Consider the following 19118-nt stretch of genomic DNA (forward strand, 5'->3'; position numbering starts at 1 on the left):
GCCGAGCATGGCTCGGCACTACAGTTGCGGCGACGCAAAAACAAAGGCCGGGTTTCCCCGGCTTTTGTTCAAGACATGCGATGTAAGGCTATCAGCCCGCGATCTGCGCCTTGGCTGCTGCCACAACCGCTTCGGTGGTGATACCGAAGTGCTTGTACAGCTTGTCGGCCGGGGCCGATGCGCCGAAGGTGTCCAGACCAATGACCGCACCGTCCAGGCCCACGTACTGGCGCCAGAAACCGGTGACACCGGCTTCAACGGCAACGCGATTGCGCACGGCGTTCGGCAGCACGGACTCGCGGTAAGCGGCGTCCTGGCGATCAAACACGTCGGTGCACGGCATCGACACCACGCGGGTCTTGATGCCGGCAGCGTCCAGCTCAGCCTTGGCGGCCACCGCCAGGCCAATTTCCGAACCGGTGCCGATCAGGATCACGTCCGGGGTACCGACGGCATCAGCCAACACGTAACCACCGCGTTCAATCTGCTGCACCTGCTCGGCCGTACGCGGCTGCGGGGCCAGGTTCTGGCGGCTGAAGATCAGGCAGCTCGGGCCATCCTTGCGGACGATGGCAGCCTTCCAGCTGACCGCCGATTCGGCCGCATCACACGGACGCCACACATCGTTGTTGGGGATGTAGCGCAGCGAGGACACGTGCTCCACCGGCTGGTGGGTCGGGCCGTCTTCGCCCAGACCGATCGAGTCATGGGTGAACACGTGGATGACGTGCGCCGGGATCAGCGCGCTCATACGCAGCGCGTTGCGGGCGTAGTCACTGAATACCAGGAAGGTGGCGTCGAACGGCAGGAAACCACCGTGCAGGGCCAGACCATTGGCAATCGCGCTCATGCCGAACTCACGCACGCCGTAGTGCACGTAGTTGGCATGCGGGTCTTCGCCGACCACGGTCTGCGCACCCTTCCACAGGGTCAGGTTGGAACCTGCCAGGTCAGCCGAGCCGCCGATGATTTCCGGCAGCAGCGGTGCGAAGGCCTGGATGGCGTTCTGCGAAGCCTTGCGCGAGGCGATGTTCGGCGCTTCGGCCTGCACCTGGGCGATGTAGGCATCGGCCTGGGCAATGAAGTCAGCCGGCAGTTCGCCGTGCGAACGACGGGTCAGTTCATCGGCATCGGCCGGGAACTGTGCGGCGTACTTGTCGAACAGCTGCTCCCACTCGGCCTGACGCAGGGTGCCGGTGCCGCCAGCGCGCCAGCCGCCATAGATCTCTTCCGGGATCTCGAACGGGCCGTACGGCCAGTTCAGTGCCTTGCGGGTGGCTTCCAGCTCGTCCTTGCCCAGCGGTGCGCCGTGGCTGGATTCCTGGCCGGCCTTGTTCGGCGAGCCAAAACCAATGGTGGTCTTGCAGCAGATCAGGGTCGGCTTGTCGAACTGCGACAGCGCCTGCTCGATGCCGGCCTTGATGCTTTCCGGATCGTGGCCATCGACGCCGCGCACCACGTTCCAGCCATAGGCTTCAAAACGTGCCGGGGTGTTGTCGGTGAACCAGCCTTCCACTTCACCATCAATGGAGATGTTGTTGTCATCCCAGAAGCAGACCAGCTTGCTCAGGCCCCAGGTGCCTGCCAGCGATGCGGCTTCGTGGGAGATGCCTTCCATCAGGCAGCCGTCGCCCATGAACACCCAGGTGCGGTGGTCGACGACTTCGAATTCCGGACGGTTGTAGCGCTGCGACAGCAGCTTTTCAGCCAGCGCGAAGCCCACGGCGTTAGCCAGACCCTGGCCCAGCGGGCCGGTGGTGGTTTCCACGCCCGGGGTTTCATGACGCTCCGGGTGGCCGGCGGTGCGGCTGCCCAGCTGGCGGAAGGCCTTCAGTTCTTCGATCGGCAGGTCGTAGCCGCTCAGGTGCAGCAGCGCGTAGTGCAGCATCGAGCCGTGACCGTTGGACAGCACGAAACGGTCGCGGTTGAACCACTTCGGGTTGTTCGGGTTGTGACGGAGATAGTCGTTCCAGAGCACTTCGGCGATATCGGCCATGCCCATCGGCATGCCGGGATGACCGGACTTGGCGGCTTCTACCGCATCAGCGGCAAGGAAACGGATGGCGTTCGCCAACTGGCGGCGGGTGGGCTGCGTCATGGGTCGTCAGAATCAGGAGGCTCCCGCGGAACTGCGGGCGGCCTATTGTCCCACAAGCTACCGCCGGGATCAGTCCGTAAAGGCTGACGATAGTTTGCATTCGTTTCGGCTGATAGGAACATGCCCAAGCAAAACGGCCACCCTGAACAGGGTGGCCGTTTCTCGCTGTTACTCGGCAAACAAGCTCAATCCTGCGGATGATGCCGGCCGACGCTGTCGTCGCTCTCGCCGCGTGCCACCAGCGTGGTCAGGGCCAGGTCACCGGTCACGTTCAGCGCGGTACGGCACATGTCCAGGAAGTGGTTCACGCCCAGGATCAGGCCGATACCGGCCGGATTGACGCCGACCATGGCACAGATCAGCGCTACCACCGGCAACGAGCCGGACGGTACACCGGCCGTACCAATGCCACCGAGGATGCAGACCACCATCACCATGAACTGCTGGCCGATGCTCAGGTCCACGCCGAAGAACTGCGCCAGGAAGATCACCGTCACGCCCTCGAACAGCGCGGTGCCGTTCTGATTGGCGGTAGCACCCACGGTCAACACGAAGCGCGAAACCTTATGCGGGAAACCCATCTGGTCAGCCACGCGCAGCGCGGTCGGCAGGGTCGCGTTGGAGGACGCGGTGGAGAATGCCATCACCGTGGCTTCCTGGGTCTCACGGAAGAACTTGATCGGCGAACGCCCGGCCAGCTTCACCGCGATGCCGTAGCTGACGAACATGTGCACCGCCAGCGCCAGCACCACCACGCCCACATAGGCACCGAGCTTGACCAGCAGGTCAAAGCCGAAAATGGCCGCCAGATTGAACATGAAGCAGGCCACGGCGTACGGCGCCAGGCGGATGACCAGATTGATCAGGGTCATCGAGATCTCGAACAGGCCCTCGATGGCCTTGCGCAGCGTGGCGACCTTTTCGGGCGGCGACAGCACCATGCCGATGCCCATCATCAATGCGAAGAACATCAGCGACAGGATCTTGCCGTTGTCCGATGCAGCGTCGAGCACGTTGTTGGGCACGATCGACAGCAGCATGTCCAGGCCCTTGGGCGCGGTGCCTGCACCGGCCACGATCGCCTGGCTGCGCTCGGCATTCTCGGCCAGCAGCTTGGCGGCCACATTCGGGTCAACACCGGCGCCGGGCTGGAACAGATTGACCAGTACCAGGCCGATAAAGACCGCCACCCCAGACAGCACGATGGTGTAGGCCAGAGACTTCCAGCCGATACGCCCCAGCGAGCGGATGTCACCCATCTCCGACACGCCCATCACCAGCGCCGAGAAGATCAGCGGCACGATCAGCATGAAGATCAAGCTCAGGAACAGCCCGGAAACCGGCGTGGTCAGGTAGGTGGTGACCGTGTGCACCCAGGCCGCGTCAGGGCTGACGAGGTGAACGAACAGGCCGAGCAGCAGACCGAAGCCGAAGCCGATCCCTATCTTCCAGTGGAACGGCATTTTGGCGGTGGTCTTGGCTGCATTGGCCATAAGTGGGTTTCCCTCAAGAGAATGGATCAGCTTAACAGACGATGTACAAGCGCCCTTTTCAGCTTTGTCCTGGGTAGAGAGGGTCCAACAACGGCTTCTCCGCCACTGCAGTGTGCCGCCAGCGCGGACCGGCCTTGAATACCTCGCGCAACTGGGCACGCGCAGCGCTCACATCGCCCTCGCCACCCCAGCGCGCGCGTTGCATCCGCTGCAGTGCATCGCGTTGCGCGGGGTCATCAAGTTTTTCCAGCACCGCATCCAGACCATCCACCCCGCCCATCGCAGCAAGGATGTGTGCCACCTCGTCCAGACTGCCGGCATCCAAGGCGCGGCGCAGGTCCGTGGTGCTGTAGCGTGAAGCAGAGCTCGCAGCTTGCTGTGCATGCTCGCTGCGGGTCACCGCCACATTGCGCCGGCGCGACAGCCCCCAGATCAGCGTGGCCAGCCACAACAAGGCGAAACCGGCCGCCAGCGCAGGCCATAGCCAGTTGCTCGCCACGTCCTGCGACGCCGCCAAGGCATTGCCTGCGGCCAGCGCTGCAGATCCGGTCGCTCCCGGTTGCACCAGCGGCGGCGCGACCATGCCGGTATTACTGCCCTGGGCAATCTGCAATGACAGCGCCGGCAGCGAGGTGGTGCGTGCCTGCCCAGCAGCCACGTCCCACCATTGCATCTGGATACCCGGCACGGTCAGCGCGCCGGTCTGCTGCGGCACGATCGAATAGCGGCGAGTCAATTTCAATTGCGGACTGGAGCCGCTGAAGGTCTCGTCGTATTGCGGCGGCTCGGCAAACACCTGTGCGCTGTCGCCCAACGACGGCACCGGCAACTCCGGGAACTGTGCCTTGGTGGCGCCACTGGCGATTGCCTCCACTTCGATGGTGATGGCTTCACCGGTACGCCCGCTGTTGGGCGCCGCGGTATAGCGCAGCTGCAGGTTCTTCAGTGGCAGCCAGGGTTGCGGTGCATCAGCGGGGGTCGCGCGCACCTGCAAGGTCTGGTCGGGACCACGGGCGCTGAGCTGGCCATTGTCACGGCCGAAGAAATCATCAAAGAAACCGCCCGCGCCCTGCCCGCTGAAACGTGCACCGGCCAGTTGCAACGGGCCACTGCGCTCGGGAATCAGCAGGAAGCGACGCTCGACCACGTTGTAGCGACGTCCGCCCACTTCACGCACGGAGGTGCGGTCGTCACCAATGCGCTGCAATGAGGCCGCCGTCGGGGTATCCAGCACCAGCTCGCCGGAGGCCAGCTGGGTAGCGAAGTACAGCCGCACCACCACCCCCACGCTCTGCTGTACGTAGGGCTGCTTGTCATCGACCTCGGTTTCGATGAAGGCCACCGCGTTGCCATCACGGCTGGCGACCGGCGCCTCGTCAACCTTCACCAGCAAGGGCGTGGTGCTGCCGCCGCCAACACGCAGCGCAGGGATGTCGAGCATGCCGGTACGGCGCGGCGTCAGTGCAACTGCGTACTGGGCGTAGTTGCGCGAGGCGCCACCGCCCATCTGCAACTGGCGGCTGCTGCTCTGCGCACCGATCACAAAGTCGGCTTCCAACGGCGCGTAGTCCGGGCTGCCGGACTGGTCGGTCTCGATGGTCAGGGTGACCGACTCACCTTGCTTGATGCTGTCGCGATCCAGCCAGGCGCGGGTCTGTGCCTGCAGCAGGCCAGTGAAGGCCAGCAGGCCCAGCAACAGCCATAGCTGCATGACGTTGCCTGTGTGCATCTTTCTCATCTTTTTTCCCGCATCCGTCGCTCGTATTCGAGCTGGAATTTCGCTTTCAACAAATTACCCGGCTCATCCGGCACGCGCTGCATCCAGGCCTCCACGGCCTGCTGCTGCTCACGCTGCGCAGGTGTCATCGCTGCCTGCGCGGCGGCGCTGTGCTGCTCGCCTTCGCGCGCCTGCTGCTGACGCATGGCCTCGGCCATACGCTGACTCTGCGCTTGGTCAGCCTGTTCCTGCTTGCCGGCATCTTCGCTCTGCGGCGGCTGTTCACCCTTGTCGGACGACGAGCCTCCGTCCCTGGCTGGATTCTGCTCGGCCGGCGGTTGGCCCTGCTGCGACTGCCCCTGCTGCCCTTGTTGCGGCTGCCCCTGCTGGTTCTGCTGCGAAGGATTCTGCTGTTGGTTCTGCTGCCCAGGCTGGTCCTTGCCCTGCTGCGGCTTGGATGGCTTCTGCTGCTTGCCTTGCTGATCCTGCTGCGACTTGCGCTTGCGCGCGGCATCCACCGCAGCACGATTGGCCAGCGCATCCTGCATGCCCGGATGTGCCTTCAGTGCACGGTCGTACGCGGCAATGGCCTCGTCGTACTTGCCTTGACGGGCAAGCGCATTGCCAAGGTTGTACCAGCCCTGATCGTTGTCGATGCCTTCGAATTTCTTCTGCGCCGTGGCGAAATCGCCGAGCCGGTACGCTTCCACGCCTTCACCCAGACGCTGGTGCTGGCGCTGATCGGCGCGCTGCCACCAACCGCCCTGCTCGGCCGCATGGGCCGGCTGCAGCATTGGCAACAACAGACATAGCGCGAGCACCGGCATCACCCGACGCGGGCGACGGAACGCGAATACCGCCAGCAACAGCAGCGGCGGCAACAACCAATAGCCCTCGTCCTGCCACTGCTTGCCAGCACTGGCCTGCTGCTCACGATCCTGCGCACCGGCCTGTGGTTCCAGCACACCCAATGCCTGCAGGTCGGCCGAGGTGTTGGCGATGCGTTGATAAGCACCGCCGCCAGCGGCTGCCAAAGCACGCAGCGAGGTTTCATCCAGATGCGCCTGTTCAATCGCGCCACGCTGATCGCGATAGGAGGCGCCCTGCAGGCTGCCCAAGCCCAACGCCGAGACCCGGTAGCCGGCAGCACGCAGTTTGGCCGCCTCGGCCAGTGCTGCTGCATCGGCATGATCACTCAGCAGCAGTATCTCGCCGTTTCGGGCACCGGATCGCTTCAGCAGATCGCCGGCCCAGAGCAGCGCCTTTTCTGCGCGCTGCCCATCGGCCGGCATCACCTCCGGCGCCAACGCATCCAGAAACAAAGCGACGTTGGCTGCGTCATCGGTCAGCGGTGCGACGGTGAACGGCTCCCAGGCGAAGGCGATCAAGGCCACTTCGCCGCCCTTGCGCTCACGCAGCAAGCTTGCCAGTTTTGCGCGTGCCTGCAGCAAGCGCGACGGTGGCAGATCGGTCGCGCGGATGCTGCTGGACAGGTCCAGCACGATCACCAGCGGTGTCTTCGACTCCCACAACGGCTGCTCCAGCTGACGCCAGCTCGGCCCTGCAAGCGCCAGCGCCGCCAGCGTCAAGCCAAGCGCCAGCGCCGCGCTACCCCACCATCCGCGTTTGCCACCATCAGTGAGCAGGCGAGCCAGCAGATGTGGGTCCACGGCCTCATGCCAACGCGCGCTGCGGTGACGCCGCCACCAGCTTCCCAGCAAAGCTGCCGGTACCAGCAACAAAGCCCATAGCCACTCCGGGCGCAGAAAGTGCAGATCCTGCCAATTGATCATGCCCGCAGCCCCCGCCAAGCCAACGCCACCACACCCAGCAACAAGGAGAACGCCAATGGCCATGGATAGCGCTCGATGCGTGGGCGCACTGCCGGGCCAGCGTCCTTCACCGGTTCCAGTCGATCCAGCTCGGCATAGATATTGACCAGCTCATCAGTATCGCGGGCGCGGAAGAAACGCCCACCGGTTTCATCGGCCACCTTGGTCAAGGTGGCTTCGTCCACCTGGTCGTCAGCACCGGGCAGCTGCACACCGAACAGGGACATGCCACCGCTACCACCGAAAGCGATGGTGTAGACGCGCACGCCTTCGGCCTTGGCCAGCTCGGCCGCCTTCAACGGCTCCAGCACGCCGGCTGTATTCACGCCGTCGGTCAACACGATCAGTACGCGCTGCCCCTGCGGCTGTTCGCGCAGGCGCTTCACCGACAGCGCAATCGCATCACCCAATGCGGTCTCACGCCCGGCCAGGCCAACCACACTGTCACGCAGTTGATCACGCACGGTGGCGCGGTCCGTGGTCAGCGGCGTCAATGCATAGGCACGCTGACCGAATACCAGCAGACCAATGCGGTCGCCTTCGCGACGCTCAAGAAAGTCAGCCAGCACGGCCTTGGCCGCCGTCAGGCGGTCGACCACCTGGCCACCAAGCTGCATATCCGGCTCGCTCATGCTGCCGGACAGGTCCACCGCCAACATCATCTGCCGCGCCTGTCGCGGCGGCTCGATCGGCTCACCCAATTGCTGCGGGCGCGCCAATGCGGCACACAGGCACAACCAGGCCAACCACAGCAGCACGGTCTGCAAAACTGCACCGGCGCGCGAAGGCGCCTGGCCCTGCAGACGCGCCGGCTCGTAAGGCACGCGTAACGCCGCCCCGTTCTGTTCACGCAAGGGCCACAACAACATCAGCAGCGGCAATGGCAGCGCCAGCCATGCCCAAGGCCACGCAAACGCCGGCAACAGGCTCAACCAGTTTGCAATCGTGTCCTGCATCAGCGGCGCCCGGCCATCAATTGCAGAAAACGGCTGCGGGCCAGCTGGCAGACACGGTCGACCTGCGCAGCTTCAAGCGTCGGGCGAAAGCCGCCATCCAACAGCAGACGTCCGACGCCACTGCTGAAGTCCTCGCCCTTGGCGCCATCGAGAAAACGCAGCCACGCCTCGCCCTGTAACTGCACCGCCTGCGGATCAAGCCGCCGCGCCGCTCGACGCAGCAGCTCCGAGGCTGCGGCCAGCCTGGCAGGCCCCTGCTGCGCCGCCTGTACCTGCCGGTCAAACAGGGTCATCCAGCGCTGCAATCGGCGCCGGCGCAAGAAATGGATGGATAGCACGACCAGAGCAATCACCACGACCGCGCCAATCAACAGCCACCAACCCGGTGCCAGCGGCCACCAACCCGGTGCTGCCGGCAAATGCACATCACGCAGCTGCAGTTGCGCGGCCATCAACCCACGCTCCGGTTTGGCGCTGCGCCTAGCCAGGCATCGCTGGCATCGTCACTCACCAAGGTACTGACACGAATACGGCGACCGGGCAGTTGCCGGCACAGTTCTTCGACCGGCCCGATCAGCGCGCCATGCCAGGCATCGCGCACAGCGGACGAGGTCAGATCCAGTTGCAGGCGGCCGGATCGCGTTGCAAGCGGCAATACACAGCGCGGTGGTGAAATTTCCAGGGGATCAAGCAACAACACCAACTCCACTTCAACATGCATCGACAGCGCCGACCAGGTTGCTGCAGGCACTGCCTGCGCGCTGGCTGGATCAGCCAACACCACCGCACGCGCGCCGGGATGCAATACCCGCGCAGCCTGCTCCAGAGCCAGCTGCAATCCGCCATCGTCGGCAGGCCGTTCGCCATACCAGCGCACCAAGGCATCCAGCGTCCGCAATACACCGCGTGTACCACCTGCCGGTGGCACCAAGGCCTGCTGGGCGGAGCCGCGCAGCGCCGCGATGCGATCGCCATCGCGCAACGCCGACCATGCCGCCACCGCACCAGCCCGTGCCGCCTGCACCGACTTGAAACGCACCCGCGTGCCGAAATACAAGGCAGGCGCGGTATCCGCAATCAACAAGGTGACCCGCTCACGTTCGGTCTGGAAGGTCTTGGTGTGCGTGGCATCCGTACGCGCGGTCAGCTTCCAGTCGATGTGCCGTGCATCGTCGCCGGGGACGTACTCGCGTGACTCGGCATATTCCATGCCGCGACCGCGCAGCATCGATGCGGCTCGGCCACTTACCGCGTAGTGCCCGCGCCGCGCCTTGCGGCCGCCATTGGCAGCGCCACGTAGCGCGATCAGCTCGGCCAGCTGCGGGCGGATGCCGTCTGCGGCAGCCGCAACCGTCTGCGTTTGTCTGGCTACGGGCGCACTCATCGCTGATCCGCCTGCAAACGTGGCCTCATGATCATTCCATCAACGCCGCAAATCATCACACTCTGCCTCAAGGCAGAGGCACGCAATCAAGCAACGCCGCCACCAAGCGCTCGCCATCCCAGCCTTCGGCCGCGGCCTCGTAGCTGGGCAGCACGCGATGGCGTAGCACGTCGGCTGCCACGGCGCGGATGTCGTCAGGGGTGACGTAGTCGCGGCCGGCCAACCATGCGCGGGCGCGGGCGCGGGCGCAACGTTCCAGCGCGATCGAACCTCGCGGGCTGGCCCCCCAGGCAATGCGTTTGGCCAACTGTGCGTCATACGCACTGGCGTCACGCGAGGCCAGCACCAGCGCGATCAGATAGCGCTCGAGCTGCGGCGCCATATGCAGTTCCAGCACTTCGCGGCGCGCCTGTTCGATCTTCTGCAACGAGATCTTTTCTATCGTCACCTGTTGCGGCCGCATCGCGCGCAGCGCACGCTCACGCGCCAGCCGCAGGATTTCGGTTTCGGCGCTGGCATCCGGGTAGCCGATGCGCACATGCATCAAAAAACGGTCCAGCTGCGCCTCTGGCAGCGGGAAAGTGCCCTCCTGCTCGATCGGATTCTGTGTGGCCATCACCAGGAACACGTCAGGCAGCGGGTAGGTATTGCGACCTACCGTTACCTGCCGCTCGCCCATTGCTTCAAGCAGAGCCGACTGTACCTTGGCCGGTGCACGATTGATTTCGTCGGCGAGCAGGATCGGGTGGAAGATCGGCCCAGCCTGGAACTCGAAGCGGCCTTCCTGCGAACGCCAGATATCGGTACCGGTTAGATCGGCGGGCAGCAGGTCCGGGGTGAACTGGATGCGCGCGAAGCTGGCATCGATACGCGAGGCCAAGGCGCGGATGGCGGTGGTCTTGGCCAGGCCGGGTGCACCTTCAACCAGCAAGTGACCGTCCGCCAGCAGCGCGGTCAGCAGCCGGTCGACCAACAAAGACTGGCCAACGATTTCGCTGGACAGTGCGTCGCGCAATGCGGTGAATTCCTGATGCAGGCCGGTGTCACGGACCACGGCATCGTCTTGGTTGGGCAGCTGGGGAGGCAGGTTCATAGGCGCAGTTTGACCGATCTGCGGTGAAATGGTTCCAAACGCCAGCCTGCAAACGGAAAAGGGCCGCGATAGCGGCCCTTTTCCTTAGATGTAACAAGTGCTTACTGGGCAGCCTTGGCTACGCGCAGGATCTTCGGGGTCACGAATACCAGCAGCTCAGCCTTGTCTTTGCTACGGCCACGCTTCTTGAACAGATTGCCAAGGAACGGGATATCGCCCAGGAACGGCACCTTGCTGACGCTCTCCTTGTCCGTGAACTCATATACGCCACCAATCACAACGGTTTGACCGTCGTCGACCAATACCGCGGTGTTGATTTCGCGGCGGTTGATGATCGGGACAACACCAAAGTTTTCCACTTCCAGGTAATCGTCGATTTCGTCCTTCTTCACGTTCATGTTGAGGAAGACGCGGTTGTCCTGGGTGATGGTCGGGGTGACCTTCAGTTCCAGCAGCACTTCCTTGAACTGGACGTTCGGGGTCGCCGCAGCACCGTTAACACCGCCAGTGATGGTGACATAGCCGATTTCCTTACCCTGCTTGATCACACCTTCGCGCTGATTGGCGGTGACGATGCGCGGGTTGGAAATGACTTCACCTCGACCTTCCTGTTGCAGAGCCGACAACTCCAGATCCAAGTTGAAGTTCGCGCCAAGCAGGGTATAGGCCAAGCTGGGGGCGCCACCCGTAGTAAACGTACCCGCAGGCAGATTGACGTTGAGCCCGCGATTGGCATTGCCCACGCCACTCGTGGTACTACCGATCGTTGCGTCGTTGTCGCCATAGCTGCGCGTGCCACCGATGCCGAACTTGGCACCCAGATCGCGGGCAAATGTGTCGTTGGCAATGACGATCCGGCCTTCGATCAACACCTGGTCAACCGGACGATCGATCACCCCGATCAGCTCGCGCATCTGCGCGACTTTCTTCGGGATGTCACTGATCATCAAAGTATTGGTGCGTTCATCGGCTACCAAGCGACCGCGCGGCGACAAGAAGCCATTCTCGTTCTGGCCTGAACCACCGGAACCACCTGAACCACCGGAATTCCCCGAGTTACCGACACCCTTGGCCTCGGTGATTGCCTTGAAGATGGCGTTGGCGCTGTGGTAGTTGATCTGCACGTAATCGGTGATGAGATCTGATTTGTTCTCATACGCAATACGTGCGTCTTCCTTGTCCTGTTCGAACTTCGCCAACTCCTGCTGCGGCGCAATCCAGACCACACCACCGTCACGACGCTTGTCCAGGCCCTTGGCGCGCAGCACGATGTCCAGTGCCTGGTCCCACGGCACATTGACCAGACGCAGGGTCACATTGCCCTGCACCGTATCCGACGCCACCACATTGAGATTTGACTCCTCGGCGATCAACTGCAGCACCGTGCGCACCGGCACGTCCTGGAAGTTGAAGGTCACTGGACGGCCACTGTAACCACGCGTTGCCACCGTGGCAGCTGCCTGTGCAACCGTCTTCGAGGTCACCGCACCGGTAGCCACATCGGCCTTGCGCGGGGTAATCTCGACCACGTATTCGTTGCCGGATTGATAGGCCAGCGAATCGAATGCACCATCGGTACTGAGCACCAGCTGCGAACCCTGTCCCGACGGCTTGGCATCGATGCGCTGTACCGGCGTAGCAAAATCAACAACATTGAGCGGGCGCTGCAGCTCGGCCGGTAGCACAGCGTTACCAACGTCGATCACGACATTGTTACCCTGGCTGCGCAGGTCCGGGCTCGCACCTTGACCATCGAACTGCATGATCAAGCGCCCAGCGCCATCATCGCCGCGCTTGAAGTCGATCTTGGTTACGGAAACCGCCTTCACCGCCTGTTGCGGGGCTGCGGCTGAGCCGCCAACACCTGGAACTGGCTGTGATGCGTACGAAGAGCCGCACACCGCTGCCAACGCCACTCCCAGGGCGCAGACGCGGACCAGTGCATGGCGCCGGATGGGACGCAGGCTCAGGGCTTTGGTAAAAGTCATCGTGCTATCCCCTAATCAATCAACGATCGTCCAGTGCAAGCGAAGCTGGGCGTTCCAGCCAGCCACCTGCACCGTCCGGCACTAGTTCAATCAACTCGATCCCGTCTTCGCGTACGCCAGTCACACGGCCATCGCTCTGACCCATGTACACCCCAGGACGTACGCGGTAGGTGACCTTGTCCGGCCCCATCACCAGTGCCACAGCACCCGCGCCATTACCAATCGTGCCAACCATGTCCAGACTGTCGAGCGGGAAACCTTCAAGCGGCTCCTTGCGACGGTTCGGGTCTGGTCGCAACTGGCTGTTGCCGTCGTCGGACACCCAAGCGTCACTGAATGGATCGCGCAGGCCTTGTGCCGAATACTCGAAGGTTTCGAACTGCTGCATCACAGGCAGCGCTTCCAGAGGCTCGGCCGGACGTGCACGCACGTCGGCAGTCCACTTTTCAAGATTGGGCGCATCACCCGGCGTACTGGTGATGCCGCGGGCGCAACCGCCCAGCAGCACTACGCACACCATGCCCAAAGCCAGGGAGGGAACATTACGCATGATTACTTCCCTCCTTTTTTCTGAGCATCGGCAGCTGCTTTTTCCTGATCGGCCAACTCGGTGTCATCCAGATAACGGTAGGTTTTGACCGTACCGGACAGCTCCAGTGCGCCACCAGGCGTTATCACGCCCTGCCCGCCTTTCGGTTTCAGGTTGATGTCATGCATGGTCAGGATCACCACGCGAGGCAATGAAGCCACACCACTGACGAACGCACCGAACTGATGGTAACTACCGACCAGACGCAGCGCGATCGGCTTCTCGGCGTAGAACTCTTTCAAGGTCTCGTCGCCGGGCTTGAACAGTTCGTTGTTCAAGCCGCTGGACAAAGCGGTCTGCGAAACATCGATGATCAGATCCGGCATCTCGGTCTTGCTCGGCAACTGACGCAGCATCTGCTGCAGCACCTGCTCCATCTGTGCCAACTGCTGCTTCAAAGGCTCCAGATTGACTGCACGCTTCTGCTCCTGCTCGAAGCTCTGACGCAGGGTCACTTCTTTGCTGACCAGACCTTCCAGCTCCCCTCTCTGCCCACTGATCACCAGCAGGTAAGACAAGCCAATAATCAACAAAGAGAACAGCACGCAGAACACGATCTTCGCATTGCGCGGCCAAGCACCGATGTTGTTGAAATCCAGATCTTTGGAATTGAATTTCTTGCTCACGAGCGGGCCTCCTTCTGCGCCGGCGCTGCCGGTGCTACTGCCGGTGCCGCGGCGGGAGCAACAGGTGCAGTGGTGGCTGCAGGCGTCGTCGCGGCCGGAGCCGCCTCTGCGCCAGTAGCCGCCGCTGCCGGATCAGCTGTGACCGGAGCGATAGCAGCTTCAGTCTGGCCATCGCTCGGTGCCGGCAGCTGTACCTTCAATGTGAACACATACGGCAAGGACTTGATGTCGACAACAGCACCGCCCTTTTCCTGAGCGTCCTGCGCACGTGCCTCGATGATCGTCAGCTCAGGACTTCTCATCCAGCCCGAAGTCTCAAGGTTGCGCATATAGGCACTGACACGGGCATTGGACTGGGTACGGCCTTCCAGGGTCAGCGTATCGCCTTCCTGCTTGAGTGCCGTCAGCACCACGCCGTCAGGGATGGTGCGCACCAACGAATCAAACAGGTGCACCATCTGCGAACGCTTGCCTTGCAGTTCCTCGATCACCTTTTTGCGGGCAAGCAGACGATCTTTCTGCTTGTCCAGGCGTTCGATTTCCTTGTTCTGTTCCTTGACCTTGGCGATCTCGGCCTCAAGGTAGGCATTACGATCATTCTGACCGCTGATCTGCTGGCTGTAGAAGAACCACAGCAAGCCCGACAGCACCACGCCACTGAGCGCGGCAAAGCCCAGCATCCCGTAGAACTCACGTTGACGCTGTTTGCGGCGCTCCTCGCGCCACGGCAATAAGTTGATCCGTGCCATCAGTCAAACCCCCTCATGGCCAGACCTGTCGCGATCATCAACGCCGGCGCATCCTGGTTCAGTGCATGCGCCTGGACCTTCGGCCCCAACGTCATCTGCGCCAAGGGGTTGGCCACAGAGGTAGCCACGCCAAGCTGCTCTTCGACCATGGTCGGCAAGCCGATCAGGGCAGCACAGCCACCAGCCAGGACGATGTGGTCAACGCGGTTGAACTCGCTGCCAGCGTAGAAGAACTGCAACAGGCGGCTGATCTGCTGCACCGTCGCTTCCTTGAACGGCTCCAGCACTTCAACCTCGTAGCTCTCGGGCAAGCCGCCCTGACGCTTGGCCAGGCCTGCTTCCTCGTAGCTGAGCCCGTAGCGGCGCATCACCTCATCGGTAAGCTGCTTGCCGCCGAACACCTGTTCGCGGCTATAGAGGCTACGGCCACCGCGCAACACGTTGAGCGTGGTCATGGTTGCGCCAATGTCGACCAACGCCACCACGCCATCACTGGGTACAGCCAGCTCGCTGGCGACCAATGCAAAGGCGTTCTCGATAGCGAACGCTTCCACATCCATCACCTTGGCGGTCAGCCCACCCAGCTCCAGCGCGGACTGACGCAGCTCCACGTTCTCCGAGCGCGACGCGGCCAACAGTACCTGCACCATTTCTGGATTGTTCGGCACTGGACCCAGCACTTCGAAATCGAGGTTCACTTCGTCGATGGGGTACGGGATGTAGTTCACCGCCTCCAGTTCGACCTGTGCCTCCATGTCGCCCTCGTCCAGGTCTGCCGGCATCGGGATCACCTTGGTGATCACCGCAGAGCCAGCAACAGCTGCAGCCGCCCCCTTGGCCTTGCTACCTGAACGCGCAACAGCGCGACGAATTGCTTCGCCGACCGCTTCGACCTCAACAATGTTTTTCTCTACCACCGCATTCGGCGGAAGAGGTTCCACGGCGTAATGTTCCACGCGGAAACGGTTGCCGCTGCGGGAAAGCTGAAGCAGCTTTACCGCAGTCGAACTGATGTCGACACCAATAATTGATGCCTGACTCTTTGGGATAAGCCCCACGGATTCTCCCCTGCCGACGGGCACTTGGACGCAAGTCTTGCGTCGGCGCATTAATAACGTTTTTTCAGCAAATGGCAACCATCCGGAATGCGAGACGCGATCTGCATCACGTCGCCCAGCTGTATCCCCATTTGCTCTCCCCAGGACGCGGCCCCAGCCGCTCCCCTGCGTAATCTATACTCTGCGGCTACAAAAACCGCAATCGGGACTTCTGGATGCCACGTTTTCGTCGCTGGCTGCGTTGGCTGCTGGCCCTCTTTGTCGCCTTCTCCCTGGTCGGCGCAATCGCCATCGGCTCGCTCTATTACGTTGTCTCGTCCAAGCTCCCGGACGTACAGGCGCTGCGCAATGTCGAACTGCAGGAGCCAATGTATGTCTATGATAACGAAGGGAAATTGATGGCGGTATTCGGCGAGACCCGCCGCTACCCGGTACAGATGAAGGACGTCCCGGAGCGCCTGAAGCAGGCTTTCCTGGCCACCGAGGACGCCCGCTTTTACCAACACGACGGCATCGACTACAAGGGTATTGCCCGCGCCGTGTGGCTGATCGCACGTACCGGCTCCAAGGACGGCGTACCCGGCGGATCGACAATTACCCAGCAGGTTGCGCGGCAATTCTTCCTCAGCAGCGAGGTCAGCTACACCCGCAAGTTCGCCGAAATCCTGCTTGCCCGCAAAATCGAAAGCGAGTTGAGCAAGGATGAGATCTTCGAGCTGTACCTAAACAAGAGCTTTTTCGGCAACCGTGCCTATGGCATCGGCGCCGCCGCCGAGTACTACTACGGCAAGAAGCTTGGCGAGCTCGACCTGGATGAAATGGCTTCGCTGGCCGGTATCCCCAAGTTCCCGTCCAGCGGCAACCCGCTGAGCAACCCTGAGCGTGCGCGCCAGCGCCGCGACAACTACGTGCTGCAGCGCATGGCCGATCTGGGCTACGTCAGCCAGGCCGAGGCCGATGCGGCAAAGGCGGTGCCCATGCATGCCAGCCCGCACGAGCCGCCGGTGCAGGTGTATGCGCCGTACGTGGCCGAGCTGGTACGCCAGGAAATGATCGCCAAATACGGTAGCGACGTGCTCAACAAGGGTTACCACGTCACCACCACCATCAATGGCCAACTGCAGGAAGCCGCCAACACGGCAGTGCGCGATGGCCTGATCACCTACGACCACCGCCACGGCTGGCACGGCGTGGAGCAGCACTTCGACGTCGCTGCCGATGCCGACAACACCGCGCTGGCCCGGCATATCGCCGGCATCCCGGCACAGTCGGGCCTGCAGCCCGCAGTGGTTTCGGCCACCAATGCCGACGGCAGCATCACCGTGGTGCTGGCCGACCGCAGCGAACTGGTGCTGCCAGTTGCGTCCAGCCGCTGGACCAACCGCAGCCCGGCCAAGCTGGTCACCCGCGGCGACATGATCCGCGTGCGCGCCGGTGCGAAGGAAGGCGAATGGTTGATCGACCAGATTCCACGCGGACAAGCCGCACTGGTCTCGGTGGATGCCGAAAGCGGTGCATTGCGCGCCCTGGTCGGCGGTTTCAGCTTTGCCGGCAACAAGTTCAACCGCGCCACCCAGGCGCGCCGCCAGCCCGGCTCCAGCTTCAAGCCGTTCGTCTATGCCGCTGCCTTCGACAAGGGCTTCAACCCGGCCTCGATCGTGCTGGATGCGCCAGTGGTGTTCCGCGACCGTCGCGGCAAGACCTGGCAGCCGCAGAACGATGGCGGCGGTTTCCGCGGCCCGATGCGCCTGCGCGAAGCCTTGGTGCAATCGCGCAACCTGGTCTCGGTGCGCCTGCTCGACAGCATGGGCGTGGACTATGCGCGCAAGTACATCAGCGAATTCGGCTTCCAGGAAGCCGAACTGCCGCCGAACCTGTCGATGTCGCTGGGCACCGCATCGCTGACCCCATTGTCGGTGGCGCGCGGTTACGCCGTGTTCGCCAATGGTGGCTCACGCGTGGACACCTGGATCGTTGATGAGATCAAGGACCGCGACGGCAATGTGATCTTCAAGGAAAACCCGGCGATGGCCTGCCGTGGCTGTGGTGGCACCTCCACTGCGGGCGCAGCACCCGCCAGCCAGGTGGTGGACGGCTTCAACTTTGGCGCCGAGGCGGCAGCCGCCCCAGTCGCCGCCAAGCCCACCGAGGCCAAGCCTGAGGCCATCGAGGCATCCAAACCAGTGAACCCGAACGCTCGCACCGCACCGCGCGCCATCGACGAACGTACCGCTTACCAGCTGGTATCGATGATGCGTGATGTGGTCCAGCGCGGCACCGGCACCGCCGCCAAGGTTCTTGGCCGCGAAGACGTCGGCGGCAAGACCGGCTCCACCAATGATCACCGCGACGCATGGTTCTCCGGCTTCGGTGGCCCGCTGGCAACCACCGTGTGGGTCGGTCGTGATGACTTCCGTTCGCTGGGCTACCGCGAGTACGGCGGCAAGGCGGCACTGCCGATCTGGATCGACTACATGCGTGTCGCGCTGAAAGACGCTCCCATCGCCAAGAACGACCCGCCCTCGGGCATGGTCCAGGCGACGCTGAATGGCGCTGTTGAGTGGGTCAAGACTGAAGACCTTGACCGCGTGCAGGACTTCGACTTCGGCCAGCAGAGTCACACCACCGACGACGCAGCCTTCGATATCTTCTGATTCAGCCAACAGGCGGCGGGACGCAAGCCCCGCCGCCTGCCTACAATCGGGCCAGCAACCACGAGGCTGGAACCCGATGCCGTCATCGCCACCGCAATCACCTCCCCGCAACAGCCGCGAACGACAGCTGATCGCGCAGGAGGCGGCCCGGCTGATCGCCGAAAGCGGCATCCATGATCTTGAGCACGCACGCCGCAAGGCCGCCAACAAGCTGGGGATTACGCTTGAAGCGCTCTGGCCACGGCTGGCCGAAATCGAGCAGGCGCTGCGCGAGCACCAGAATCTGTTCGCAGCTGCCAGCCAACCCGGTGCACTGCGCCAACACCGCGAATCGGCACTGCAGGCCATGCAGTTTCTGCAGGCTTTCCAGCCGCGCCTGACCGGCGCTGTATTGAGCGGCCTTGCCGATGGCAACAGCCCGGTGATCCTGCATCTGCATTGCGACGATGCGGATGCCGTGCAGCGATTCCTGCATGAGCAACGCATCCCGGCCGAAGCACGGGCCTGGTCGTTGCGACTGGCCGGACACTCGTCAAGGCAACACTACCCCGGCTGCGAGTTCGCCGCCGACGGCATCGCCTTCGAACTGGTGGTACTGCCAGAGGATGCATTGCGGCAGCCGCCGGTATCAGCGGATGACGGCAAACCACTGCCACGCGCGACGCTGACGCAGCTGAAGCAACTGCTGGCGCAAGAGCAGAGGTAGTGCCGAGCCATGCTCGGCAGACGCATTCCCGGTAGTGGCCGGCCGGGGGCGGACCGACCCCGGGGGCCCACGGGGCGGGTGGGGGGGGCGGGCGGCGCGGCGCGGGGGGAGGGGGGGTGGCGCCAGCGGCCCCCCCCCCCCCCACCCCCCCCACCCCCCACCCCCCCCCCCCCCC

Annotated in this window: 14 protein-coding genes and 1 pseudogene; 2 read left to right on the top strand and 13 right to left on the bottom strand. The window is 63.3% G+C overall.

Annotated features, from left to right (window positions below):
• Positions 1–91: 91 nt before the first annotated feature.
• The 13 genes and pseudogenes from tkt to ACVOLR_RS11190 all read right to left on the bottom strand — a co-directional run bounded on the left by tkt (position 92) and on the right by ACVOLR_RS11190 (position 15583).
• A complete protein-coding gene (tkt, locus tag ACVOLR_RS11130; protein ID WP_481536467.1) occupies positions 92–2098 on the bottom strand; it encodes a transketolase in 2007 nt (668 codons plus the stop codon).
• A 185-nt stretch (positions 2099–2283) separates the two neighbouring features.
• Entirely contained in the window at positions 2284–3591 is a 1308-nt protein-coding gene (locus tag ACVOLR_RS11135) for a dicarboxylate/amino acid:cation symporter (protein WP_481536468.1), read from the bottom strand.
• A gap of 58 nt (positions 3592–3649) precedes the next feature.
• Entirely contained in the window at positions 3650–5329 is a 1680-nt protein-coding gene (locus tag ACVOLR_RS11140; protein ID WP_481536469.1) for a BatD family protein, read from the bottom strand.
• Positions 5326–7119, bottom strand: a complete 1794-nt coding sequence (locus ACVOLR_RS11145; RefSeq protein WP_481536482.1) for a vWA domain-containing protein — start codon at positions 7117–7119, stop codon at positions 5326–5328. Before ACVOLR_RS11145 ends, ACVOLR_RS11140 begins: the two co-directional genes overlap by 4 nt.
• Positions 7098–8096 carry a vWA domain-containing protein gene (locus ACVOLR_RS11150; RefSeq protein WP_481536470.1) on the bottom strand — a complete coding sequence of 333 codons (999 nt, stop codon included), beginning with the start codon at positions 8094–8096 and terminating at the stop codon, positions 7098–7100. The genes ACVOLR_RS11145 and ACVOLR_RS11150 overlap by 22 nt, the downstream gene beginning before the upstream one ends.
• Complete coding sequence (locus ACVOLR_RS11155) at positions 8096–8548, bottom strand: DUF4381 domain-containing protein (RefSeq protein ID WP_481536471.1); 453 nt, start codon at positions 8546–8548, stop codon at positions 8096–8098. Before ACVOLR_RS11155 ends, ACVOLR_RS11150 begins: the two co-directional genes overlap by 1 nt.
• A complete protein-coding gene (locus tag ACVOLR_RS11160) occupies positions 8548–9480 on the bottom strand; it encodes a DUF58 domain-containing protein (RefSeq protein WP_481536472.1) in 933 nt (310 codons plus the stop codon). Before ACVOLR_RS11160 ends, ACVOLR_RS11155 begins: the two co-directional genes overlap by 1 nt.
• Before the next feature lie 67 nt (positions 9481–9547).
• A complete protein-coding gene (locus ACVOLR_RS11165; RefSeq protein WP_481536473.1) occupies positions 9548–10573 on the bottom strand; it encodes an AAA family ATPase in 1026 nt (341 codons plus the stop codon).
• Positions 10574–10674: 101 nt separating this feature from the next.
• Positions 10675–12387, bottom strand: a pseudogene (locus ACVOLR_RS11170) (type IV pilus secretin PilQ); the annotation flags it as partial.
• Positions 12388–12580: 193 nt separating this feature from the next.
• Positions 12581–13111, bottom strand: coding sequence for a pilus assembly protein PilP (locus ACVOLR_RS11175; RefSeq protein ID WP_481536474.1), 531 nt, complete (start codon positions 13109–13111; stop codon positions 12581–12583).
• 2 nt (positions 13112–13113) lie between these two features.
• Positions 13114–13776 carry a type IV pilus inner membrane component PilO gene (locus ACVOLR_RS11180; RefSeq protein ID WP_481536475.1) on the bottom strand — a complete coding sequence of 221 codons (663 nt, stop codon included), beginning with the start codon at positions 13774–13776 and terminating at the stop codon, positions 13114–13116.
• Positions 13773–14525: a PilN domain-containing protein gene (locus tag ACVOLR_RS11185; protein WP_481536476.1), complete on the bottom strand. Its 753-nt coding sequence runs from the start codon at positions 14523–14525 to the stop codon at positions 13773–13775. Before ACVOLR_RS11185 ends, ACVOLR_RS11180 begins: the two co-directional genes overlap by 4 nt.
• Positions 14525–15583, bottom strand: coding sequence for a pilus assembly protein PilM (locus ACVOLR_RS11190; RefSeq protein ID WP_481536477.1), 1059 nt, complete (start codon positions 15581–15583; stop codon positions 14525–14527). Before ACVOLR_RS11190 ends, ACVOLR_RS11185 begins: the two co-directional genes overlap by 1 nt.
• Before the next feature lie 215 nt (positions 15584–15798).
• Between ACVOLR_RS11190 and ACVOLR_RS11195 the strand changes: the two genes are divergently transcribed.
• A complete protein-coding gene (locus tag ACVOLR_RS11195; RefSeq protein WP_481536478.1) occupies positions 15799–18237 on the top strand; it encodes a penicillin-binding protein 1A in 2439 nt (812 codons plus the stop codon).
• A gap of 76 nt (positions 18238–18313) precedes the next feature.
• A complete protein-coding gene (locus ACVOLR_RS11200; RefSeq protein WP_481536479.1) occupies positions 18314–18943 on the top strand; it encodes a hypothetical protein in 630 nt (209 codons plus the stop codon).
• The last annotated feature ends 175 nt before the right edge of the window (positions 18944–19118 follow it).

Source organism: Stenotrophomonas sp. STEN030 (genome assembly GCF_056759995.1).